The sequence below is a fragment of the Paenibacillus sp. Y280 genome (genome assembly GCF_056786335.1).
In genome coordinates, this window is sequence record NZ_JBXCIW010000006.1 from 295,592 (window position 1) to 318,249 (window position 22,658).

The following is a 22,658-nucleotide window of genomic DNA, read 5'->3' on the forward strand; positions in this document are numbered from 1 at the left end:
GGAGTGGACCACTTTGCATAAGCGGTGTCATTGTGGTGACATCATGAAGATGAAACTGCGCACAGTTATTTATTCGGGTAAGGTCGAGATCGACAACGTACCTATATTCTCCTGTACGGTCTGCAATAGGAGTGAGGTTTTTCCGGAGGTTAAGCCGGATTTAACGGGATTAATAGCTCAATTGGGAGCACAACCAGATAAGCAAACCTTTCTTTTTAACGAATGCAATGAATGGGCGAATTTGTTAGTTGAAGCAAAAGCGGACAAGCAGCAGACGGATCAAACCGCATTCGAGAGATTAATAGAGCAGCGAATTAACAAGCTTCTCGATTTGTATTTGCTTGCTCAGACCCTAAACGATGAGGCATGGATTGAAGATTTGAATAAGAGACTTGAGCAAATTAGCCGTCGTACTCTCCATACATAGCCGAATGAACTCGCGGTCATTCAAACGGTATGCTGCTCACTACGTAGCATATCAGACCCAGCTTCACAGAGCTGTCATATTTCGCTATTTTTGTAGCGAGGGCTTTGGATGGGGAGCAGGTTGATTGACCGGCAAGCTCGAAATCTTTTGTTAAGATTTGGTTTCTGATGGCAACCATTGGGAATGAAAGAAATGAAGTGCTCACGAAATTTGGAACAGGCTGTTTGATTTTTTTATGTAGTGCAAGAAAAAAATTGACGAGCTGGAGGGAGGGAACTTCCGCGGCTCGTCTTTTTCCATATTCATAAGCTGTTGAAATATTTTGGAAAAAGAGAATCGGCATTAACCTTCATGTAAGCGCTTCTCCAATCCCACTGAAAGCCTTATATTTCTTCATTTTTCCTGCTGCATTTCTGCTGGTTTTCATCAGCTACAGGGTATGAACGATTGTTGAAAAAATCAATGAAAGCTCGGAATATAAGGGTTTTTGACGTCTTTTGTTTTGCGTTGCCATTCCCTTTATGCTATGATTACGTTAATATACGGCGTACGAAATTTTAAAAATCTGAGCTAATGGAGAGAAACACTGTGACGGTAACCATTTATGATGTAGCAAGAGAAGCAGGAGTGTCGATGGCTACGGTTTCCCGGGTTGTGAATAATAATCCCAATGTGAAGCCGGCAACACGCAAGAAAGTATTTGAAGCAATAGACCGGCTTGGATATCGTCCGAATGCTGTAGCAAGAGGACTAGCAAGCAAGAAAACGACTACCGTAGGGGTTGTCATTCCCGATATATCAAATGCCATATTTGCTGAAGTAGCACGCGGAATTGAAGATATTGCGAATATGTATCATTATAATATTATTTTGTGTAATGCGGACAAGAAAAAGGACAAGGAAATCCGAGTGATTAACACGCTTTTGGAGAAGCAGGTCGACGGGTTGTTATTTATGGGCGGTGCTGTAACAGAGGAGCATTTGCAAGCATTTAAGACGGCCAACGTGCCGATTGTACTTTGTGCGACTTCAGATGAAAGCGGACAAATTCCGTCTGTCGACATCAATCATGAGGATGCTGCCTTTGATGCGGTTCAACAGCTGCTTGAGCAAGGCCATAAACGGATTGCGATGATCAGCGGCACCCTTCAAGATCCATCCATTGGTTATGCAAGGTTTCAAGGCTATAAGCGCGCGCTTGAAGGTGCAGGTATTGCCTATGACGATTCCTTAGTACGCATCGGCAACTATCGTTATGAATCCGGCGCAGATGCGATGAAATATTTTATTGAGCTGGACGAGCGTCCAACGGCTGTTTTTTCTGCAACGGATGAAATGGCGATCGGCGCCATTCACAGCATTCAGGATTCCGGTTTGAAAGTTCCGCAAGATATTTCCGTTATTAGCGTTGATAATAGCCGGATGGCATCGATGGTTCGTCCGCAGCTCACAGCGGTAGCACAACCGATGTATGATATCGGAGCTGTTTCCATGCGTTTGCTGACAAAGCTAATGAAGAAAGAAAACGTAGATCAATCCAAAGTCGTACTGCCGCATGAAATCGTTGTGCGTCAATCAGTTGGAGGAGTATAAAAGAAATGTCGTTTAACAAAATAGGAATTATTGGCGCTATGTCGGAAGAAATTGAATTGCTGCATGAGCATGTAAACGTTGCGTCTCAGGTGACGAAGGCAGGCATTACCTATTTCGAGGGGACGTTGCACGGCAAAGCGATCATTTATTGCAAATCGGGCGTAGGCAAAGTAAATGCTGCTGTCTGTACGCAAATATTGCTTGATCTGGGAGCTGATTGCGTTCTGTTTACGGGTGTAGCAGGAGCAGTTGCCCCTCAGCTAAACATCGGAGATATTGTTGTTTCCACAAGCTGCATGCAGCATGATATGGATTGCTCGCCGCTCGGCTTTGCTCGCGGAACGATACCATTTCACCCAAGATCGGAGTTTCCAGCAGACGAGCGTTTAATCGAGCTTGCCTCTGCAGCAAGCGAACGACTATTCTCAGGGCGCAGTCTGAAGGGAAAAGTACTCTCAGGCGACCAATTTATTGCTAGCCGCGAGTCCGTAAAGCTTCTGCATGAGACGTTCGATGGCGCATGTGCGGAAATGGAAGGCGCTTCGGTTGCACAGGTATGCGATATGAATGAAACGCCATTTGTTATCATTCGCTCAATGTCGGACAAGGCTGATGGATCAGCTCATGTGAACTTCGCGGAGTTTACGATAACGGCAGCTAACAATTCTTATCAAATCATTGATGATATCGTACAGCATGTTTAATTTTAAAGAGATAGATGAAGGACGAGCTCCGATGCTGGCATCGGAGCTCGTCCTTTATTTGTCATTGTTGCAGCGTCTTGCGTGTACGTGAGTGATTTAAATATCCTGGACGGCGATCTTTTGCATAGCTCTATTCTTTTCAGTGATTTCGGCGCGCCTTGGCATAGGCTCAATGTCAGCCTGATCGTCCAACCATCTTGTCGGCAGCTTGAGCGGACTTATAGTTGACCAGCGCTGAAGCCAGCTTTCAGGAAGCGGCGGCGATTCTCCGGCAGTTATCGCTTTAGCGATTGGATGTTCAATCATGGTGAGCCATACTAAAGACCAAGCTCTAGGCACGACGCGAAAAATATCGTAGCCGCCTCCGCCAAGCGCAATCCATCGTCCATTTGTATGCTCATGAGCCAATTCATGAATGATCGCTGGGATTTCGGCATAGATCCGCATACTGCAATGGATATGAGAGAGCGGGTCGTATGCGTGCGCATCACAGCCATGCTGACTAATGATGATGTCCGGCTTAAACGCTGCAATAACTTTGCGGAGGGTTACATTAAAGCTCTCCAGCCAAGAGTCATCCTCGGTATAAGGTTCAAGAGGGACATTATAGCAGGCGCCGAAGCCGTGATCTACCCCTTTCTCGTGAACGAAGCCTGTTCCAGGGAACAGGAATTTACCCGTTTCATGAATGGAATAGGTGCATACGTTAGGATCATCATAGAAAACCCATTGAACGCCGTCTCCGTGGTGGACATCGGTGTCGATATACAGCACTTTAGCGCCGTAGGCTTGACGGATATGTTTGATGGCGACCGCTGCGTCATTATAAACGCAAAAGCCCGAAGCGCGGTCTGGAAAGGCGTGGTGCAGTCCGCCGGCGACGTGATAAGCATGCTTAGTTCGTCCCGCCATAACAGCATCAGCAGCGGCTACTGAACCGCTTACAATAGTCATTGCAGCTTTGTGCATGCCTGGAAAAAAAGGCGTATCCTCGGTGTGCAGGCCAAATTGCTGAGCGAGCAAGCTGCTGTCGTCGTATGATGCGTCCTCGCTTAATTGCTTGACGGCAGACAAGTAGTCGGTTCGATGAACGAGCGAAAGCAGTTCTTCCTCGGAGTAGGCGGGAGGAGCTTCCATCTGCTTCTCGGAAATAGCATTAATTTCTTTAAGCAAATCTATCGTCAGCGTAATCCGCAGCGGATCGAAAGGATGCTCCTCACCAAATTTATATCCGCTAGAATCTGTATGATGAATGAAAATAGCATCTGAAGCCATCCCTATCCTCCTTAAAGGTTTGCGAAGCAAACCTACTTCGAAAGCATAAGCTAAGGTTTGCGAAGCAAACCTACTTCGAAAGCATAAGCTAAGGTTTGCGAAGCAAACCTACTTCGAAAGCATAAGCTTAATACATAAATCGTTGGCGAAAGCGAACCCTGTCAAAATGCTCAACCGATCTGAGCGGGACCTCCTTGCCGATACGCACCATAAGACAGTTTGCGGGATGGGAGCAAATTTCGGGATCATCCGTAGCGTACCAAACCATTCCAACGGATTGCATCAATTTCTCCATCATTTTGCGGTAATCCCATACATTCAGCTTCGTGCCTTCCAGATCCCAATGCCAATAATATTCAGTCGTAAAAACGATCACGTTCTCTAGCTGCTCTTCTGCAAAAGCGAGCTGAATCATTCGTTTCCCCAAGCCGCAGCCGCGATAATCATCTGCTACCTCTATCGCTCCGAGCTCGATGAGATCGGTCATTCCGCCTTCCGACCAGCGTTCAAGCTCATCGGCATAGTGGAAGGTGACATAGCCAACAATAACGTCTCCTTCGCGGGTTAATATGATTCGTCCTTCACTCAGACTAGCGATTTCAATAAGGGCATCATGCTGCTCATTCGGCTTGCGGAATGCGTCTAGCGATTTGTGCATGGTCATATTTGCTAGTCGTTCAGGCGGAACGGGTCCTTCAATAATAAGCTCACGGTTTGCGTCTAAAGCGAGCTGTTCTCGCTGCAAACGCTTTCGATGTTCCAAGGCTGAACCTCCTTTGCTGACAGGCTGCTGTCAGATATCAAACCTCTACTACTCTTTATAACAAACATTTGACAAAATGAAAAGCGTAGTCGAAAAGAATTAGTTTGTGCTATAATAAGTTTGTCGGTTGATGTAACGAGGATGCGAATGGCTGTCAAGCTTGTTTGCAAAAAGCTTGACTGGTTTATGAAAGCGTATTCTTATGGATGAAACATACAGATTTGATGGGAGAGTGACATTAATGATCAACTTGCATCAAGAAAGAATTCCAGCAACGGCACCAAATCCGAATTTACCAAGCTATGAAGCAGCACTCGACTCGTTTGATTGGAGTCAGATCGAAAGTCAATTCAGCTGGCATACGACAGGGAAAGTGAATATGGCTTATGAGGCCATTGATCGGCATGTCGAGCAAGGCAAAGGCGGGAAAATCGCTCTTTACTACAGTGATAGTGTACGCGATGAATCCTACACTTTTGAACAGCTGAGCAAGCAATCCAATCGTTTTGCAAACGTTTTACGCAAGCTTGGCGTTTCAAAGGGGGAGCGTGTCTTTATTTTTATGCCTAGGACTCCCGAGCTATATTTCAGTGCGCTTGGCGCGTTGAAGGTCGGTGCGGTTGTAGGACCTTTGTTCGAAGCTTTCATGGAGACAGCAGTAAAGGACAGGCTGCAGGATAGCGAAGCTACTGCGATTATAACGACGCCTGCCTTATTCACACGAATAAAGCGTGATGAACTGCCGAACTTGAAGCATGTTATCGTTTTCGGACAGGATGTGCCGAAGGAAGAGGGCATCATCGATTTTGCGGAAGAGATGGCATTGGCATCGGATGAAGCGGAAATCGAATGGCTTGATCGCGAGGATGGCCTTATTTTACATTACACCTCCGGTTCAACAGGCAAGCCCAAAGGCGTCTACCATGTACAAAATGCGATGATTCAACATATGTATACAGGTCAAATTGTGCTTGATTTGAAAGAAAATGATATCTATTGGTGCACGGCCGATCCAGGCTGGGTTACCGGAACATCATACGGAATATTTGCACCATGGCTGAACGGCGCAACAAATGTCATTCGTGGCGGACGCTTCAGTCCAAGCGATTGGTATGGCGTCATTCAGAAATACAACGTCACCGTATGGTATAGCGCGCCAACAGCATTCCGCATGCTGATGGGTGCGGGCGACGATATCTCGCAGCAATTCAATCTGACAAGTCTGCGCCATGTACTAAGCGTAGGCGAACCGCTCAATCCAGAAGTCGTTCGTTGGGGAATGAAGGTATATGGTCAACGCATTCATGATACATGGTGGATGACGGAGACTGGCGGCCAGCTCATTTGCAACTATCCAAGCATGGACATCAAGCCAGGTTCTATGGGTAAGCCTTTACCGGGCATTAAAGCTGCGATTATTGACGATAGCGGCAATGAGGTTCCGCCTTATCGTATGGGTAATCTTGCGATTCAAACCCCATGGCCGTCTATGATGCGCAAGGTATGGAATAATCCTTCTAAATACGAGGAGTATTTCTACCTGAAAGGCTGGTACATCTCGGGTGATTCCGCGTATATGGATGAAGAAGGATATTTCTGGTTCCAAGGTCGTATCGACGATGTCATCAATACTGCGGGCGAGCGGGTTGGACCATTTGAGGTAGAGAGCAAGCTGGTCGAGCATCCGGCCGTAGCGGAGGCGGGCGTAATCGGCAAGCCAGATCCAATGCGCGGAGAAATTATTAAAGCGTTTATCGCGCTGCGTGAAGGATATGTCGCATCTGATGAATTGAAGCAGGAAATATCGCAATTCGTAAAAATAGGCTTATCCGCGCATGCTGCGCCGAGAGAAATTGAGTTTAAGGACAAGCTTCCGAAAACGCGCAGCGGTAAAATCATGCGCCGAGTATTGAAGGCGTGGGAGCTGAATTTGCCAACTGGCGATTTGTCCACGATCGAGGATTAAGATCAAATACAAGAAGAGAGGATGTCTCCCATTCGGGATGCATCCTCTCTTTTCATTAGTTGTATATTACCGCTGGAAGAGCTCAATCCGCTCGCCATCAAGTCCGCTTACGAAAAAATACTTATAACCGTTTGGAAGCGTCGTAATATCTTCATCAACAAAGGATACGTCGAGCTGCTTCAATCGTTCGAACTCTGATTCTACATCGTCGACAGTAACGGCGAAATGATGTACCTTGCCTTCAATCGGAAGGCTATCGTTATAACCCTGAATTAACTCCAGTTCCGTCTCATCCGTTTGGCCAAAGCCGAGAAAAGCAAGCTCTATTACCCCATTTGTATGCAGCGTGCGCCCTTTAAGCTCAAATCCGATTATGTTGGTATAGAAGGCAATGGAAGCCTCAATATCTTTAACCATTACTCCAATATGATCCATACGTCTGTTAGCCATCGTTGTGCTCCCTCCTAGGGTAAGATATAAAATTTTTCCTTTATGTAACCAATAAATTTTATCATACGGAGAAGAAAGCTGTCTACGCATTGCATTTTGAAGAAAATGGGTTGACATTCATGCGTGCAGATTTATAATGATGTTAGATCCAAGTAAACGGGTAGGAATAATAATATTAAGGAGGTGGCTAGTTGGAAAAAAGAAGATTAGGCAATAGCGAGCTATATCCCTCGGTTATAGGCTTTGGCGCTTGGGCTGCGGGGAAGCAGGGTTGGGGCGACGTCGATGATGATGAGGTTGAGGCAGCCATTCGCCGTGCGTATGATTTGGGTATTACCTTTTATGATACAGCGCCTGTTTATGGCTTTGGGCACTCTGAGCAAACGCTGGGAAAAGTGCTTCAGCCTGTTCGTGAGAAAGTGATTATCGCGACAAAAGCAGGACTCGCCTGGAATGGGCAAGGAGAAGTAAGCATTAACGTATCAAAGGCGAATATCGTGCGCGAAGTAGAGGAGAGCCTGCGGCGCTTAAATACGGATTACATTGATTTGTATCAAGTCCACTCACCTGCCCCAAGCGGCATAACACCAACTGAAGAGACATTTGAAACGTTGAATCAATTAGTGGAAACGGGAAAAATACGCTATATCGGCGTTTCGAACTTTAATGTCCAGCAATTAGTTGCTGCGCAAACGGTCAGTCACATTGTATCATTGCAATCGCCTTACAATCTGTTTCAGCGAGATGTTGAGCATGCCGCTTTGCCTTATGTCAAACAGCTGAATATCGGTTTTATTCCATATAGCCCATTGGCACAAGGTTTATTAACGGGGAAATTCAATTATTTAACGCGGCTCCCGCAGACAGATGTTCGCGCACAGCTTAACCCATTGTATTCTGAAAAGCAGTATATTAAAAATATTGTCGTCATTGAAACGTTTACAGGTATAGCTAGAGCTATCGGAAAACCGCTTAACCAGGTTGCCATTAACTGGCTGTTATATCGCAAGGAAGTTTCGAGCGTCATTGCAGGCGCAAAAACGATTAAGCAGGTAGAGGAAAATGCAGCCGCTGCAAAATGGAGCTTATCGAGAGAAGACTATGAGCAAATCAGCCGGTTATTTGAAACGGATTCTTCATATGTCATATAAAAAAAAGGCAGCAGCCTCTTGCGAGGTCGCTGCCTTTCTGACTTATTGAGCTTATATGACTGGCCAGTAGATAAGTCGAAGCAACTAGCAATTGCTAACTGACGGTTTGCTTCGAGGATGGGGCAGATTCGCCATTTTCATTTTCCGAAGTCACATAGAAGCTTCCTGTTATGAGTGGAGCAACATACTCAAAGCTTGTTTCCGAGGTGGAAGCAATCTTCGTATATTGACCATCATTATTCGAGCTGTAAAATACATGATACTGTATGACTTGATCCGAGACGCTGTTAGACGCCCAAGTTAAGCGTACGCTAAGATCCGTTTTTGCAGCCTTTAGGCCTGTTGGAGCAGCAGGCGCATCTGAGCCTGGTTGATCTTCTCCCGGATTATCGTCGCCGCCCTCAGGCGGATTAGGGGTGATTGGGTTGTTTCCGTACTGAACCAGCTGGCTCGGTGCTGATTCTTTGCCCACGACATCAACCGCAGTCACGTAATACGTATAGCCCAGAGAACCGGAGGCGTTGACCTTCATCCGCTTCTCAGCACCGGCAATGATGGATTCTCCTTGCTTCTCGTAAGCGCCCTGATTAATCGATCTGTAGACGCGATAACCGACAACATCCTTAGCTGAACTATCGCTAAATGTTAAAATGAGCGAGCCATCCGTTGATTGCATCTTTATGCTTGCAGGAGGCGGTGGAGCTGCACCGTCATCGACACGCGGATCTGGCTTGGACGGCGCATTGTCTTCCGCGTCCGCAGGCAGGTATACCGATATCGAACGCCGGCTTTTTGCCGGTAACTTGGACTGCGCAGCTCTGATCTCATCCATTAGGACATCCAGCGGCTTTTTCCGTTTAATGACGATTTGCTCCTTAACCATATCGCTTGGCGTAGCAGGGTTAGGGACGTAATTTACACCTTCGTAAGTGGTATACGCCATCTTAACGAGCGCATCGTCTGTTTTCTTCGGTATATCTTTTTTATTGAACCAATCGGTTACGAGCATGCCTGCTTCCTTCGTTAATTGGCTTGGCAGCAAACCGCTTGCACTGGACACCGTTGCCTTGACGATGCCGGATGGCCGCTCGAACTTGTCGGTTACAAAAATTTCAGGTTTTGTTTCTGCTAATTTGTTCATCATTAATGCCCATATGGAACGGGCTCTTGCTTTACCATTCTCAGAGAGGGAATTAACCTGCTCCTCGTAGCCGGCCCACACACCTAAAGTAATATCAGGCGAGAAGCCCATGAACCATACGTCGCCATAGCTTTGCGTCGAGCCCGTTTTACCTGCAATCGGGATTTTACCGTATTTCTTGAATTGCGATTTGAGCTTGTTGGCAGAGCCGCTTCTGTTCGAGATAACGGTAGAGAGCATATCGGTCATCAGGAACGCGCTTTGTTCCGAGAATACGCGTTTTGGCTCTTGCTTATGCTCGTAGATGATTTTGCCGTTTGCGTCTGTAATCCTTGAAATCATATAAGCGTCATTGAAGACCCCTTTGTTCGGAATAGAGCCATATGCGTTCGTAAGCTCCTCAACGGATGTACCGATGCTTAGTCCTCCGATTACGCCTGTTTGTGAAGAGGAGTCGGTCGGCTGAAGCGTTGTTATGCCAAGTTTTTTGACAAATGTCCATGCATTTTCGATTTTGACTTCCTCATTAAAAATTTTCAAGGCCGGCAAATTCAATGAGCGGTTTAACGCTTCGCGTGCCGTTACAAGACCCGCAAACTTCCGATTGACGTTCATCGGGATATGGAAGCCTTTCTGACCGTCCTTGAGGACGAGCGGCGCATCATCAATGATGCTGGCAGGCTGGATAAGCCCCATTTCAATAGCCGGCAAGTATGCGGCTAATGTTTTCATAGTCGAGCCTGGCTGCCTTGTCATTTGAGTAGCGTAGTTTAGCTGCTCCTCATAAAAGTCGCGGCCTTCGAGCATTCCTACGATAGCTCCGGTTTTGTGATCCAGCATGATCGCAGCGATTTGCTCGAGACCCTTTTCCTCACTGTAAGGCGAAAAGTTTTCATCATTGCTGCCGATCTCACGCATGAACTGGTAAATATCCTTGTCAATCGTCGTATAGACATGATAACCGCCGCGAAGCAGATGATCACGGGCTTCCTCGATTAACCCGGCATTTTCCTTTTTGCGAAGATCAGCTTTCGTTAATGTCTTATCCTGTTCCATAAGCATAATTTCCGCTGCTTGACGTTCTGCTTCAAGCATCAAATAGGGATATGTCGTATAAGCCTTCTCAGATGGCTTGGCAAGCGTCTTCCGAATGTCAAATTTGAGCGCTTCATCGTATTCCTGCTGCGTGATGCGACCCGTCTCGAACATCCTCATCAGCACAGTCCGTTGCCGCCCAAGCGCCAAGTCGAACCCGCCTTGATTGAATTGGCCTTTTCCCGTGAATGCAGTATAGGCTGATGGCCGCTGCGGTAGACCTGCCAGATAGGCAGACTGCGCAAGATTTAGTTGGTTAAGATCGGAAATACCAAAAATACCTTTGGCTGCTGCTTTAATTCCGAATAGATTGTAGCCGCTAGAACCGTTCCCGAACGGAACCTTGTTCAAGTAAGCCGTTAATATTTCTTCCTTCGTTAAATAACGCTCCATGCGCAGGGACAAAAATATTTCTTTGATTTTACGGCTGTCCGTTTTGTCCAGGCTTAGAAATACGCGGCGAGCCAACTGCTGAGTAAGCGTGCTTCCTCCGGTTTGCGTATCCTCGTTTAGAAGCTTTTGCTTCACGGCGCGTCCAAGTCCGTTGATGTCTACCCCTTTGTGCTCAAAAAAATTGTTGTCTTCAATACCAAGTACGGCATTGATAACCTGTGGAGGTAAATCATCGTATGTAATAATCATTCGATCCTCAGATGTTCTTAGCTGTCCGACAAGTGTATCATCATTGAAATAAACGAACCCGGTTATGGCGTTTTCGCCTACTTTTTCTTCAATGACGGTCCGTGGCCTTACCTCCTCATTTTTCACGAGTGCTGCAACATAGCCCGTTACTGCGCCGCCTGCCAGCAATCCGATAAAGATTCCGAAGTATACCATCCATTTGACTGTTATAAATGTTACGATTCCGAATGTACGCCATTTGCTTCTTTTGACTGGCGCCGGTTGACGATCCTCTTGCATTTTTATAACTCCTCCTCCAAATAGCAGACCTATTATAACATAAATCACCAAAGGAACGCATGCTTTAACAGCATTGACTTCCTGCTCAGCACTGTGGTATAAAATCTATAATGTTTCATCTAATCAATGCTTTGAAGGGCATGAGTAGACAGCGAATCGTAATTGCAGAGAGCCGGTGGGTGGTGGAAACCGGTATGCGCCGCTTGTTGAATTACCGCCTGGAGCTAAGTGAAGGAACCGTATGCTAACGATCAGTGTCAGCCCGAGAAGGGGCGGCTGTCTAAAGCCGCAGTAGTTCACTTCGGAGCCCGTCTCCGTTATCAACAACGAAGTGAGAGTAATGCTCGGGTCTCAATGATCATGGTCATTGAAAGACAGACATACTCTAACGAGGGTGGTACCGCGAGCTAATCCTTCTCGTCCCTTGGGGCAAGAAGGATTTTTTATGTCTATATAGACGTATACGAGGGAGGAAAAGTTGTATGGCAAAGTGGGAAAGTTTAACGAATGAGCAACAAATGGAGGTCGAGCGCCAGCTTGCTGTTATCCGGCGAGGTGTCGTAGAAATCGTGCCTGAAGATGAATTGAAAAATAAAATGGCAAAGGCAGTCGCAACAGGTACGCCGCTCAAAATAAAGCTGGGCCTTGATCCATCGGCACCGGATATTCATATCGGGCACACCGTTGTTTTGCACAAGCTGCGTCAGTTTCAAGAGTTTGGCCACCAGATTCAGTTAATTATCGGAGATTTTACGGGGAGGATCGGCGATCCAACCGGCAAATCGGAAACGCGTAAGCAACTGACAGAAGAAGATGTAAAGCGGAATGCGGAAACGTACCAGAAGCAGATTTACAAAATTTTAGATCCGCAGCTAACGAAGCTCTACTACAACTCGGAGTGGCTAGCGCCGCTTAACTTCGTTGATGTCGTTAATTTAGCTGCGAAAGTAACCGTTGCGCGCATGATGGAGCGTGACGACTTCACAAAGCGCTACACGGGCGGATTGCCGATCAGCATACATGAATTTTTCTACCCGCTTATGCAAGGCTATGATTCGGTTGCTTTAGAGTCCGATGTAGAGCTCGGCGGTACGGATCAGAAATTTAATCTGCTCATGGGCAGAACGCTGCAGAAGGAATACGGCAAAGAGGCTCAGGTAGCCATATTGACGCCGCTGATTGAGGGCCTCGATGGCGTAAACAAGATGAGCAAAAGCTTAGGCAATTACATCGGCATCGATGAGGAGCCAAACCAAATATACGGCAAGTCGATGTCGATCCCGGATGAGCTTATGTTCAAGTATTACGAGCTTGCTACCGATTTAAGCAACGAGGAGCTGGCGGATTTGAAGTCCGGTCTTGAGGATGGCTCCATGCACCCGCGCGATGCGAAAATGCAGCTGGCGGCTGCATTTGTGCGAATGTATCATGGCGAAGAGGCAGCGACAGCTGCTGAAAATCATTTTATAACTGTTTTTCAGCAGCGTGCTCTGCCTGATGATATTGAAGAGGTGCCCGTGTCACTGGGTGATCTCGATAACGGTCAAATTCGCATCGTAAAGCTGCTTACAGAGCTTGGTCTACAGCCGACAAGCAGTGAGGCAAGGCGCAGCGTGCAGCAGGGAGCAGTACGTATCAATGAAGAGAAAATTACCGATGTGAATGCTGACGTTACGCTGCATGACGGCGACGTGCTTCAGGTTGGCAAGCGCAAATTTATCAAAATTAAATTAGTATAATTGTTCTAATAAAGCTTGTTGAATGGATAAAATTCAGCAAGTTTTATTTTTTTAGAAACAAATCCCTATTTCAAACGTAATAAATAACGGAAGCATTAACAGGTTCTGGATACAGAGAGAGGAGGAGGAAGTTGGAGACGCTATTTATGTCTTGTCTAATCGGCGGAATCATGTATGCCCTCGTTAGTGTCATTTTTGGGGATTGGCTGGGTCAGGCATTGGACGGTGCGCTCGATTTTTTGTCGTTAGATGGTCATTCTTGGCTGTCACCGACTGCGCTTGTTGGGGGAATTACCGTATTTGGCGGGGCAGGGCTTATGCTCGATCGATATACTTCTTTCGGAGCGACAGCCATTGTAATTGTAGCCTTATTGATTGCGCTCATAGCTGGAACGGCCGTTTTTTTCCTATATATTAAGCCAATGGAGCAAAGTGAGAATTCAATCGCTTTTTCGCTTAATGGGATGTCCGGCATGCTGGGAGATGTGCTCGTTCCAATTCCGGCGGCTGGCTATGGGGAAGTGATGGTTAAAGTAGGGGCTGGATTTACGAATCAGATTGCCGCAAGCTTTGATGGGGTTGAAATTGCAAGCGGCTCCAAAGTTGTGGTCGTTGAGGTAAGAGACAGCACGCTTTATGTTTCCGAAGTGGACTTATCTTAATTGAGCAGTGGAGAGGGGAATGTCAATGCCGGAAGTTTTTGTTATACCAGCAATCGTTATTGGAGTAATTGTCGTCTTGGGTCTAGCCTTCTGGGCGCGCTATAAGACGGTGAGTCCGGATGAGGCGATGCTCGTAACGGGTTCGTTTCTTGGTACTCGCAACGCCAGCACGGATGAATCGGGTCGAAAAGTAAAAATCATAAGGGGCGGCGGCGCGTTTATTTTGCCAATCTTCCAAAAGGCTGAGTTTCTATCCTTGCTGTCGCATAAGCTTGATGTGTCGACACCAGAGGTCTATACGGAGCAAGGGGTTCCGGTTATGGCGGACGGCGTGGCGATTATTAAAATCGGCGGAGCGGTAGAAGATGTGGCAACGGCGGCAGAGCAATTTCTAGGCAAGCCGACCGAGGCGCTGAAAGGCGAAGCGCAGGAGGTACTGGAAGGACATTTGCGTGCTATTCTAGGCTCTATGACGGTTGAAGAGGTTTATCGGAACCGCGACAAATTTGCGCAAGAGGTGCAAGGGGTTGCGGCTAAGGATTTGAAGAAGATGGGTCTTCAAATCGTATCCTTCACGATCAAGGACCTGCGCGATAAGCACGGATACTTGGATGCACTGGGCAAGCCGCGTATCGCAGCGGTTAAGCGTGATGCGGAAATTGCAGAGGCCGAAGCGGTTCGGGATGCTAGAATTCAAAAAGCACTTGCATCCGAGGCTGGTCAAAAAGCCGAGCTCGTGCGTGATACAAACATTGCTGAGGCTGAGAAAGAGAAGGAAATGAAGGTCGCTTCCTTTAAACGCGATCAGGATACAGCGAAGGCTGAAGCGGATCAAGCTTATTCGATTCAGGAAGCCCGCGCGAAGCAAAGCGTTGTAGAGGAGCAAATGAAGGTTGAGCTCGTACGCAAAGAGCGTGAGATTGATCTGGAAGCGAAAGAAATTTTGCGCCGCGAGAAGCAGTATGATGCGGAAGTGAAAAAGAAAGCAGATGCGGACCGTTATGCGGTTGAGCAAGCGGCTGAAGCGAACAAGGCGAAGCACCTTAAAGAAGCAGATGCCTTGCAGTACCGGATCGAAGCAGAAGCGAAAGCACATGCCGCTCAGAAGCGCTTGGACGGCCTTGCTGTCGCTGAAGCGGAGAGAGCGAAAGGTACGGCTGAGGCAGATGTAATCAGGCTGCGCGGTTTAGCGGAAGCAGAAGCGAAAGAGAAGCTTGCTGAAGCTTTCGAGAAATTCGGAGAAGCTGCCGTGCTTGATATCATCGTCAAAATGCTGCCTGAGCTTGCCGGCAAAGTAGCTGAGCCGATCAGCAACATCGATAAGCTTACCGTTGTAGACACCGGGAACGGAGAAGGGGCAGCGCGCTTAAGCAATTATGTGACTTCATTGATGTCTACCGCGCCAGAGATGCTGAAGAGCGTATCCGGCATCGATGTGAATGCTCTTATTAAAGGACTGACATCTAGGGCGATTAGTTCACCGGGCACGAGCAGCATACCAGTAGATATTACTGCTGCTGCTAAGCTTCCCGAAAAATCGTAAGCAAAAGAATAAAAAAACCTTGAACCAAATGGTTCAAGGTTTTTCTCATCATTAACGGCTGTAGAATTCGACGATTTGTTTCTCGTCGATATCTTGGGAAAGCTCACCGCGATCAGGCAGACGAAGGAATTTACCTTCCATTGATTGATCATTGAACTCAAGGTAGTTCGGAAGGTGGTGACGGCCTTCCATAGCTTCTTTAATTGTTCTTAGGCTGCGGCTGCGCTCGCGCAAACCGATTACATCGCCAAGGGAAACGCTGTAAGAAGCGATATCCACTTTCTTGCCGTTTACAGTTACGTGACCGTGTGATACCAACTGACGAGCTCCTGCACGGGAGTTGGAAAGGCCAAGACGGTAAACGAGGTTGTCAAGACGGCTTTCAAGGAGGCCCATGAAGTTTTCACCGGCTTTACCTTTCATTTTTGCCGCTTTGTCAAACAAGTTGCGGAATTGTTTTTCATTCAAACCGTACATGTGGCGAAGCTTTTGTTTCTCTTGCAATTGAACGCCATAACCGCTCATTTTTCTGCGTTGGTTAGGGCCGTGTTGACCTGGTGGGAATGCGCGTTTTGCAAGTTCTTTACCCGTTCCGCTCAAAGAGATTCCAAGGCGACGGCTTAGTTTAAATTTAGGTCCTGTATAACGTGACATACGTAATATTAACTCCTTCATCAAATAAATTTGTGAATGGGGTTGTGTTTCGCCGAATACGTTCAACGTCCGAGCAAGCTCGTCCCTGTTAGGCTAGTCAGCCGCTGGCCTACAGCGAACGTATTTCATGAGGGTGACACAAAACCGTACGCCCATCTATTCATCAATATATAATATATGAAATATATAGTCATTGTCAAGGTTCATGCATGAATTTAAACAAGATCTTAAGAGCATCGAAAGTCCTATATTTTATCGACTTAGTAGTGCAAAATTCTCAAAGATGGAGTATGATGATTGTAATAATAAGCTAAAATGGGAAGCTCATCTCCTTGGTTATCAGATGAAAGGGTTGAGGCTGCATGGTTGATCGAGTGAATAGCAATTTTGCATATTATAAAACCTCTACAATTGTGGATATATCAGCAGAATCACAACCGATTTGGTTCAGTAGTGAAGATATACGCGATGCGGACAAGCCTTTGTTACCTCCTTTGTTTCAAGAGGGTTTTAATCAATGGGCAAATGAATCAGCTGCTTTGGCATCATTTAAGAATGGTGAGTTTGTGCTGTTCAATCAAGAAGCGGAAGAGGTTGCTGCAGCGGGTCAGTATGACGATGGGCGTGAAAATCGTAATGCTGCACTTGAGACAGCGGTCAGCCGTGTTCTAAGCAGCGGAGAGAGCTGTGTGAGTGGCGAAGAAGATCTATTTGTTGCAGCAGTGCCTGTGCATAGGCGTAACGATGGCGCTGTTTTTGGCGTTTTCACATACATTTCATCTAACGGCTCTCTGATGGATTTGACTCAGCTTCTAGGATGCTCGCTTCATTTCCGCAGCTGTTTTTACCATAAGTTCGAACAATTATACGTCAAGGATCTGCTCTTGCAGCAGCAGCGGGCAGAGAAGGAAGCGAAAAAAAGAAATGAGCTGTTTCAAGCAACCAAACGGCTGTATGATCAAATCGATGTTTCCTCCGTGCTATCGGAGCTGCTTCGCAGTTTAGAGATGCTGTACCCGAGCTCTGAGGTTTATTTGTATTTGTCGCAGGATCACTTGAACGGCGATCCTCGCGTGAAGCCGCTCGTCTTCAAAAATGCCGAGCATGATATTGTGGCTAAAGCGTTTCTTAACGGGAAATCCGTATCCGAGAAGGATCGGGACGGTACCCTTCGGCTGGCTGTTCCGATGACCGGCAAGCAAGCTGCATATGGCGTTCTATGCATGTCTATCGGGCCAGGAAAATGGGATGTGGCAGATTTGCCGGCCTTCCTGCTGTTAGCCGATACTTCAGGGTCAGCATTCGAGAATGCGAAACTGTACGAGCAGTCTAATTTGCTTATCAATGAGCTGCGCCTTATTAATGAGCTTACGAAACGACTGAACCAATCGCTAAGGCTTAAAGAAATTTTTCAATTTGCGACAAGCGAGCTTTTAACGATATTTGATGCTGACTTTTGCTGTGTTCTGCAGCTAAATAAAGATAAGAATCAATTTGTTGTAATGTCCAGCAATTTCCCGGCACTTACGAGCGAGCATTTCTCGCCCGACTATGGCTTCTGCGGCATTGTTTACCGGACGAGAGAGCCTTTAATCATATCCGATTACTGGCATACTCGTGTCGTAACCTCCAAGCTAATGGACAATACGAGCTCGAGATCGCTTATCGCTGCGCCTATTTTGGCGGATAACGAGGTCGTAGGCGTCATTTTGGTTGCGCATAAGGCGCCGAATTTTTTCTCTTACGAAAATTATAAGCTGCTTCAAGTGATGAGCACGCATATCGGTCTTGCGGTGACGAATGCTTCCTTGCATGCTGAAGTGCGTCGGATGGTTATTACCGACAATTTGACCGGGCTTCATGCCCGTCATTATTTAAATGAACAAATTTTAAACCGTCAGCGCAAGGATCCATTTGGGTCGCTTATCCTTGTGGATATTGATTTATTCAAGCGAGTGAATGACACTTTCGGGCATCAAGTCGGCGATCGCATTCTCATTCAAGTGAGCGACATTATAATGAACTCGATCAGACTTGGCGACATAGCGGCAAGGTGGGGCGGCGAAGAGCTAGCGGTATACCTGCCAGGCATAAGAGCCGAACAAGCTTACCGCATCGCCGAGCGGATTAGGCTGCAGGTGGAGAGAGAGACTGACCCGGTCGTAACCGTATCATGCGGCGTATCCGAGTGGACGTTTGAGGATGATAAAATTAGCGTAGAATCGTTATTTTATCGTGCCGATATGGCGCTCTATGAGGCTAAGAATAACGGAAGAAATTGTATTTATGTCGGACAAAGCTGAATATAGCCTGTTTTTTATTACAGAACAGGTCAGATGAAGGATGCCTTAGCGGGCATCCTTTTCTTTTTGCCCATAAGTGGAATAAGTATCTTGCAGGTTAGGGACGATATTACAAAAACCGATTGGACGGGAGGAGCAGAAATGAAACGAAACAAATCAATTGGAGCGGGTCTACTTGCATTAGCATTTATGTCGATGCTAGGATGCGGCGATGCAGGCGATAAGCGATCACCAGAGGAATGGCTATCCTTATCTTATTCAGGACTTGCGGCCACGGATCAATACGCTTTTACGGGCTCGATGAGCATGAAGACGGCGGATGGTTTGGAATTTAAACCGGAAATATTCGAAGGCAAAGTGGTGGACCATCAGCAATTGACGCTTCAGACGAGTACGGCAGACCCGCTGCATTGGAACCCTGTGCAAGTGCTGGAGGCATTGAACAATGCTAATGAGGGAGTTCGTTTGGCAAACGACACCTACGATCCAGAAACGGTCACGCTGCTGATTACAGAAAATGTCGCCGTCTCAAAGGAGCGATGGAAGCAGAGGCTGCGTCAGCAGCTCGATCAGCTCGATATCCCGGCAAAGAATCGTCCGTACCGCCAAGCATGGTTGAAGGAGCTTACACGCTCTCGCAAGCAGTTAGACGATATGCTAGCTACAATGAATGCGGTGACGAAGTATGAATTGGTCATTGATCGAGATCGGATGCTTCCACTTAAAATGGAGGAGAATACATCCTTCAGCTATACGTACAATCATAAACCGGCAGCAGAGGAAAGGTACACGACAGTAAGATTTCAATCCTTTAACGGAGCATCGAGCGAAACTGTTCAACAGAAGCAAAAACGTGTTACGATGGATTAGAAGGCAAGGAAGAAGGAGAGGATTTTTAACATGCGTGACCCAAGATTGCAAAAGCTGGCAAAAAATTTAGTCGAATATTCTATTGATGTTCAGCCGGGCGAAAATGTATTAATTGACATGGTCGGTTCAGAACGGGAGCTGACAAAATGTTTAATAGAAGAGGTTGCTAAGCGCGGCGGAAGACCTTTCGTTGAATCGAGCGATCGTTCCGTGCTTCGTACTTTGCTGCAGCATGCGACTAAGGAGCAAATGGAGCTATGGTCATCGCTTGATTTGGAGCGGATGAAAAACATGCAGGGCTATATCGCAGTACGCTCTGGCGACAATGTCAACGAGCTGGCAGGCATTCCTGATGCGAATATGCGCTTATACGAGCAAATCTACAGAAATCCGGTACATATGGAGCAGCGCGTTAAAAAAACGAAATGGGTCATTTTGCGTTACCCGACCCCTTCAATGGCGCAACTTGCGAACATGAGCACGGAAGCGTTCGAGGATTTCTATTTTGACGTATGCAATTTGGATTATGCCAAAATGGACAAAGCAATGGACCCGCTGCAGGCGCTTATGAGCAAAACAGATCGCGTCCGCATCGTATCGCCAGGAACGGACCTTAGCTTCTCGATCAAAAACATCGGAGCTAAAAAATGTTCCGGACATCGCAATATTCCAGACGGCGAAGTATTTTCCGCGCCGGTACGCGACTCCGTGCAGGGCACGATCACGTATAACGCGCCTAGCGTTTATTCTGGAGTAACGTTCCAAAACACCTCGCTCACGTTTGAGAACGGGAAAATTGTGAAGGCAGAGAGTAATGACACGGCCCGTTTGAATGAAATTTTAGACATGGATGAGGGCGCGCGCTACATTGGTGAATTTGCGATAGGGTTTAATCCGCATATTTTGCATCCGATGAATGACATCTTGTTCGATGAGAAAATTGCGGGCAGCCTGCACTTCACGCCAGGCCAAGCGTATGAGGAAACGGATAATGGCAACCGCTCCTCCGTGCATTGGGATTTGGTGCTCATCCAACGTCCGGAATATGGCGGAGGAGAAATATATTTTGACGATATTCTCATTCGCAAGGATGGCGTTTTCGTAATTCCTGAGCTTGAAGCGTTAAATGCTGAAAACTTGAAATAAATAAAGAAAGTGTCATTGCTTTCTTAATTATAAATGGAAAATAAAGCGTTTTTCATTTTACCACTTGCTCGATGTTACGTTTCGGGTTATCATGGTGACAAAGGTAAGCTTTACTAATTTAACTGGAGGGATCTCCCATGTCCAACAATGCAGCTATTGTAGAAATTTCCCAAACGGCTAGCCAATTCACTTCGTCCATCGTACTGCAAGCCGAGAGCAAATATATTGATGTAAAAAGCATTCTCGGACTATTCACAACACTAGTAGGCGGCCATGCCTATGAACTGCATGTACACGGACCTGATGCTGAACAAGCAAAAACAGCGATGGCGGATATTTTCGCTAAGCATAACTTGAACGTTACTGTTATTACGGATTAGTAGTATTATAATATTCCAGAATGGCGTCCCTTCTTTTTGAAGGGGCGCTTTTCTGTTTTGACCTTGTATAATCCCTCTTTTTCGTCTAATATAAAGGGTATAGAAGACGGCGGCGGATACGCGCACAGGGGGGAAAACGATGTCTTCACCGGAAATTACGGTACAATTGCATGAGAAAGCGCTTCGTCTCCTTCAAGAAGATGCGAGTAAAATAGAAAAGCTAATCGAAGTTCAGATGGAAAACTTGACAACCCGTCAATGTCCGCTGTACGAGGAAGTGCTAGATACGCAAATGTATGGATTCTCGCGAGAGGTTGATTTTGCTGTTCGCGCAGGTTTGTTAGCAGAGATGGCAGGCAAGGAAATAGTGAGTCGATTAGAGCGTAATTTAGCAATGCTATACGAAGCTTTGGAAAGAAAAGAGTAGCCTCCAAATGGAGACTACTCTTTTTTTTTCTCTCGAATAGATCAATGGTGTATGCTTATACAAGGTAGAAGGCAATACCGAGAATAACATAGACCATAAGGAGCAGAACGCCCTCATACCAGTTCGTCTGTCCGTCGCGCGACACGGATTTGGCGATAAAGACGGATACGCCGATTGCGGTCAACTCGATTGGCGTGAAGACGATATCCATCGTGTTGCCGAACATTGCGCTGACGAGAATGAGTACGGGAGCTACGAACAACGCGATTTGAAGGCTGCTTCCGATGGCAATTTCAACAGCTGCGCCGATCTTGTTTTTCATGGCCAAGATGACGGCAGCGCTATGCTCTGCGGCATTACCGACGATAGCGATGACAAATGCCCCTATAAACAGCTCAGATAGGCCAAATTGCTCGCTAAATGCATCAAGGGTATGTACAAGCCATTCACTTACAAAGGCGACCATAACGGTAGCAAGGACGAGGAAAAAAATCGATTTTCCTTTGGACCAGGCAGGCTCCTCGCCATGATCGGCATTCATGACTTCGTCTGAGAGCATATCCTTATGCGTCACCATCGAGAAGATGAGCCACAAAATGTAGGAGATGATCAGAATGCCTGCAACCGCTAGGCTTAGAAATTGATCCTTCTCAAACGTGAAATTCTCTGAAACAACGAATACAGCTGGAACGAAGAGTCCGATGACAGCCATGATCATTAGGGTAGAGTTATGATCGGCCAATCGGTTGTTGAAGCGCTGCTCCTTATACTTCAGACCGCCCAACAAAATACTGAGTCCCAGCACAAGCAAAAGATTTCCGATGATCGCGCCCGTCAAGCTCGCTTTCACCATATCGAATTGCTGCTCCTTGATCAAGAATATAGCGATAATAAGCTCGGCGGCGTTGCCGAAGGTTGCATTTAGAAAGCCGCCCAACCGCTGACCCGCATAGTGCGCGACGCTCTCGGTCGCTTTGCCGAGAAACCCTGCCACAAAAATAATGGCAATCGCGGAGATGATGAACTGCAGCGTGTTGCCAAAGTGAGCAAAATGACCGATCCCGCTTAGCGCAAACATGACGATTAAACCTGTGAAAAACAATTTTTGATTCAAACTAAGCACCTCTTTGCAAATTTGCTGAAAACCTGTTAATAATATAGCGGAAAAGATGAGCTATGTAAACTTTACCATCTTTTAATCGAAATGAAACTTACAAATTATTATCCTGAATTTCGAAAGTCCATAGTAATGAGCCTTAATACACGATGTCATAGGGGACTACTTCCAAAAATGTAAGTGGAAATGATGAATCGACAGGTATTGCTAGATTTTAGCATACACCATCCCCCTCCCCATACGAAGGGGCAACGTCATTTCCAAGTATTATATTGGGTTATTTCTGTCATTCAAGTAATATGACTTTCCGCTCGATTCGGAGCCAGATGTA

The 22,658-nt window shown here is 46.5% G+C and carries 19 protein-coding genes and 1 other annotated feature; of the genes, 13 read left to right on the forward strand and 6 right to left on the reverse strand.

Annotated elements, in window-relative coordinates:
• The first annotated feature begins 49 nt into the window (after positions 1–49).
• The 3 genes from AC1TPC_RS10880 (at position 50) to AC1TPC_RS10890 (ending at position 2,724) form a co-directional block, all read left to right on the forward strand.
• A complete protein-coding gene (locus tag AC1TPC_RS10880) occupies positions 50–427 on the forward strand; it encodes a hypothetical protein (protein WP_482066867.1) in 378 nt (125 codons plus the stop codon).
• Positions 428–1,015: 588 nt separating this feature from the next.
• Positions 1,016–2,020: a catabolite control protein A gene (gene ccpA / locus AC1TPC_RS10885; protein WP_482066868.1), complete on the forward strand. Its 1,005-nt coding sequence runs from the start codon at positions 1,016–1,018 to the stop codon at positions 2,018–2,020.
• A gap of 5 nt (positions 2,021–2,025) precedes the next feature.
• Positions 2,026–2,724, forward strand: a complete 699-nt coding sequence (locus AC1TPC_RS10890) for a 5'-methylthioadenosine/adenosylhomocysteine nucleosidase (RefSeq protein WP_482066869.1) — start codon at positions 2,026–2,028, stop codon at positions 2,722–2,724.
• A 96-nt stretch (positions 2,725–2,820) separates the two neighbouring features.
• Here the strand turns inward: AC1TPC_RS10890 and AC1TPC_RS10895 are convergent, their stop codons facing one another.
• Both AC1TPC_RS10895 and AC1TPC_RS10900 read right to left on the reverse strand, forming a co-directional pair.
• Positions 2,821–3,999: an acetoin utilization protein AcuC gene (locus AC1TPC_RS10895; RefSeq protein WP_482066870.1), complete on the reverse strand. Its 1,179-nt coding sequence runs from the start codon at positions 3,997–3,999 to the stop codon at positions 2,821–2,823.
• Between the two features lie 127 nt (positions 4,000–4,126).
• On the reverse strand, positions 4,127–4,762 hold the full coding sequence (locus AC1TPC_RS10900) for a GNAT family N-acetyltransferase (RefSeq protein ID WP_482066871.1): 636 nt from the start codon (positions 4,760–4,762) through the stop codon (positions 4,127–4,129).
• A gap of 241 nt (positions 4,763–5,003) precedes the next feature.
• On the opposite strand from AC1TPC_RS10900, the gene acsA reads away from it, so the two are divergent.
• Positions 5,004–6,728 carry an acetate--CoA ligase gene (acsA, locus tag AC1TPC_RS10905; RefSeq protein WP_482066872.1) on the forward strand — a complete coding sequence of 575 codons (1,725 nt, stop codon included), beginning with the start codon at positions 5,004–5,006 and terminating at the stop codon, positions 6,726–6,728.
• A 66-nt stretch (positions 6,729–6,794) separates the two neighbouring features.
• Here acsA and AC1TPC_RS10910 read toward each other — a convergent pair whose 3' ends face one another.
• Positions 6,795–7,178 carry a VOC family protein gene (locus AC1TPC_RS10910; RefSeq protein WP_482066873.1) on the reverse strand — a complete coding sequence of 128 codons (384 nt, stop codon included), beginning with the start codon at positions 7,176–7,178 and terminating at the stop codon, positions 6,795–6,797.
• A gap of 191 nt (positions 7,179–7,369) precedes the next feature.
• On the opposite strand from AC1TPC_RS10910, the gene AC1TPC_RS10915 reads away from it, so the two are divergent.
• Positions 7,370–8,329 carry an aldo/keto reductase gene (locus AC1TPC_RS10915; protein WP_482066874.1) on the forward strand — a complete coding sequence of 320 codons (960 nt, stop codon included), beginning with the start codon at positions 7,370–7,372 and terminating at the stop codon, positions 8,327–8,329.
• A 94-nt stretch (positions 8,330–8,423) separates the two neighbouring features.
• Here AC1TPC_RS10915 and AC1TPC_RS10920 read toward each other — a convergent pair whose 3' ends face one another.
• Positions 8,424–11,486 (reverse strand): transglycosylase domain-containing protein, encoded by a 3,063-nt coding sequence (locus tag AC1TPC_RS10920; RefSeq protein WP_482066875.1) that lies wholly within the window; start codon positions 11,484–11,486, stop codon positions 8,424–8,426.
• 122 nt (positions 11,487–11,608) lie between these two features.
• Positions 11,609–11,914, forward strand: a binding site (T-box leader).
• A 54-nt stretch (positions 11,915–11,968) separates the two neighbouring features.
• Here AC1TPC_RS10920 and tyrS point away from each other — a divergent pair.
• The 3 genes from tyrS to AC1TPC_RS10935 all read left to right on the forward strand — a co-directional run bounded on the left by tyrS (position 11,969) and on the right by AC1TPC_RS10935 (position 15,430).
• Entirely contained in the window at positions 11,969–13,225 is a 1,257-nt protein-coding gene (tyrS, locus tag AC1TPC_RS10925; protein WP_482066876.1) for a tyrosine--tRNA ligase, read from the forward strand.
• Positions 13,226–13,356: 131 nt separating this feature from the next.
• On the forward strand, positions 13,357–13,887 hold the full coding sequence (locus tag AC1TPC_RS10930; protein ID WP_482066877.1) for an NfeD family membrane protein: 531 nt from the start codon (positions 13,357–13,359) through the stop codon (positions 13,885–13,887).
• 25 nt (positions 13,888–13,912) lie between these two features.
• On the forward strand, positions 13,913–15,430 hold the full coding sequence (locus AC1TPC_RS10935) for a flotillin family protein (RefSeq protein ID WP_482066878.1): 1,518 nt from the start codon (positions 13,913–13,915) through the stop codon (positions 15,428–15,430).
• Positions 15,431–15,481: 51 nt separating this feature from the next.
• Here the strand turns inward: AC1TPC_RS10935 and rpsD are convergent, their stop codons facing one another.
• Positions 15,482–16,084: a 30S ribosomal protein S4 gene (rpsD, locus tag AC1TPC_RS10940; protein WP_482066879.1), complete on the reverse strand. Its 603-nt coding sequence runs from the start codon at positions 16,082–16,084 to the stop codon at positions 15,482–15,484.
• Between the two features lie 362 nt (positions 16,085–16,446).
• Here rpsD and AC1TPC_RS10945 point away from each other — a divergent pair, with 362 nt between their 5' ends.
• The 5 genes from AC1TPC_RS10945 (at position 16,447) to AC1TPC_RS10965 (ending at position 21,210) form a co-directional block, all read left to right on the forward strand.
• The gene (locus AC1TPC_RS10945; RefSeq protein WP_482066880.1) at positions 16,447–18,387 is read left to right on the forward strand and encodes a sensor domain-containing diguanylate cyclase; all 1,941 of its coding nucleotides are present in this window, start codon (positions 16,447–16,449) and stop codon (positions 18,385–18,387) included.
• 141 nt (positions 18,388–18,528) lie between these two features.
• Complete coding sequence (locus AC1TPC_RS10950; protein ID WP_482066881.1) at positions 18,529–19,257, forward strand: hypothetical protein; 729 nt, start codon at positions 18,529–18,531, stop codon at positions 19,255–19,257.
• A 30-nt stretch (positions 19,258–19,287) separates the two neighbouring features.
• A complete protein-coding gene (locus AC1TPC_RS10955) occupies positions 19,288–20,403 on the forward strand; it encodes an aminopeptidase (protein WP_482066882.1) in 1,116 nt (371 codons plus the stop codon).
• A 137-nt stretch (positions 20,404–20,540) separates the two neighbouring features.
• On the forward strand, positions 20,541–20,783 hold the full coding sequence (locus AC1TPC_RS10960; RefSeq protein ID WP_482066883.1) for an HPr family phosphocarrier protein: 243 nt from the start codon (positions 20,541–20,543) through the stop codon (positions 20,781–20,783).
• Between the two features lie 139 nt (positions 20,784–20,922).
• Positions 20,923–21,210 carry an Fpa/YlaN family protein gene (locus AC1TPC_RS10965; protein ID WP_482066884.1) on the forward strand — a complete coding sequence of 96 codons (288 nt, stop codon included), beginning with the start codon at positions 20,923–20,925 and terminating at the stop codon, positions 21,208–21,210.
• A gap of 55 nt (positions 21,211–21,265) precedes the next feature.
• Here the strand turns inward: AC1TPC_RS10965 and cax are convergent, their stop codons facing one another.
• Complete coding sequence (cax, locus tag AC1TPC_RS10970; protein WP_482066885.1) at positions 21,266–22,324, reverse strand: calcium/proton exchanger; 1,059 nt, start codon at positions 22,322–22,324, stop codon at positions 21,266–21,268.
• Positions 22,325–22,658: the final 334 nt, after the last annotated feature.

What these genes read in the sequence shown, in the direction of transcription:
- AC1TPC_RS10880 (WP_482066867.1), top strand. Translation starts at nt 50, where the DNA reads ATGAAACTGCGCACAGTTATTTATTCGGGTAAGGTCGAGATCGACAAC.
- AC1TPC_RS10890 (WP_482066869.1), top strand. Translation starts at nt 2,026, where the DNA reads ATGTCGTTTAACAAAATAGGAATTATTGGCGCTATGTCGGAAGAAATT.
- AC1TPC_RS10895 (WP_482066870.1), bottom strand. Translation starts at nt 3,999, where the DNA reads ATGGCTTCAGATGCTATTTTCATTCATCATACAGATTCTAGCGGATAT.
- acsA (WP_482066872.1), top strand. Translation starts at nt 5,004, where the DNA reads ATGATCAACTTGCATCAAGAAAGAATTCCAGCAACGGCACCAAATCCG.
- AC1TPC_RS10910 (WP_482066873.1), bottom strand. Translation starts at nt 7,178, where the DNA reads ATGGCTAACAGACGTATGGATCATATTGGAGTAATGGTTAAAGATATT.
- AC1TPC_RS10920 (WP_482066875.1), bottom strand. Translation starts at nt 11,486, where the DNA reads ATGCAAGAGGATCGTCAACCGGCGCCAGTCAAAAGAAGCAAATGGCGT.
- tyrS (WP_482066876.1), top strand. Translation starts at nt 11,969, where the DNA reads ATGGCAAAGTGGGAAAGTTTAACGAATGAGCAACAAATGGAGGTCGAG.
- AC1TPC_RS10935 (WP_482066878.1), top strand. Translation starts at nt 13,913, where the DNA reads ATGCCGGAAGTTTTTGTTATACCAGCAATCGTTATTGGAGTAATTGTC.
- rpsD (WP_482066879.1), bottom strand. Translation starts at nt 16,084, where the DNA reads ATGTCACGTTATACAGGACCTAAATTTAAACTAAGCCGTCGCCTTGGA.
- AC1TPC_RS10945 (WP_482066880.1), top strand. Translation starts at nt 16,447, where the DNA reads ATGGTTGATCGAGTGAATAGCAATTTTGCATATTATAAAACCTCTACA.
- AC1TPC_RS10950 (WP_482066881.1), top strand. Translation starts at nt 18,529, where the DNA reads ATGAAACGAAACAAATCAATTGGAGCGGGTCTACTTGCATTAGCATTT.
- AC1TPC_RS10955 (WP_482066882.1), top strand. Translation starts at nt 19,288, where the DNA reads ATGCGTGACCCAAGATTGCAAAAGCTGGCAAAAAATTTAGTCGAATAT.
- AC1TPC_RS10960 (WP_482066883.1), top strand. Translation starts at nt 20,541, where the DNA reads ATGTCCAACAATGCAGCTATTGTAGAAATTTCCCAAACGGCTAGCCAA.
- AC1TPC_RS10965 (WP_482066884.1), top strand. Translation starts at nt 20,923, where the DNA reads ATGTCTTCACCGGAAATTACGGTACAATTGCATGAGAAAGCGCTTCGT.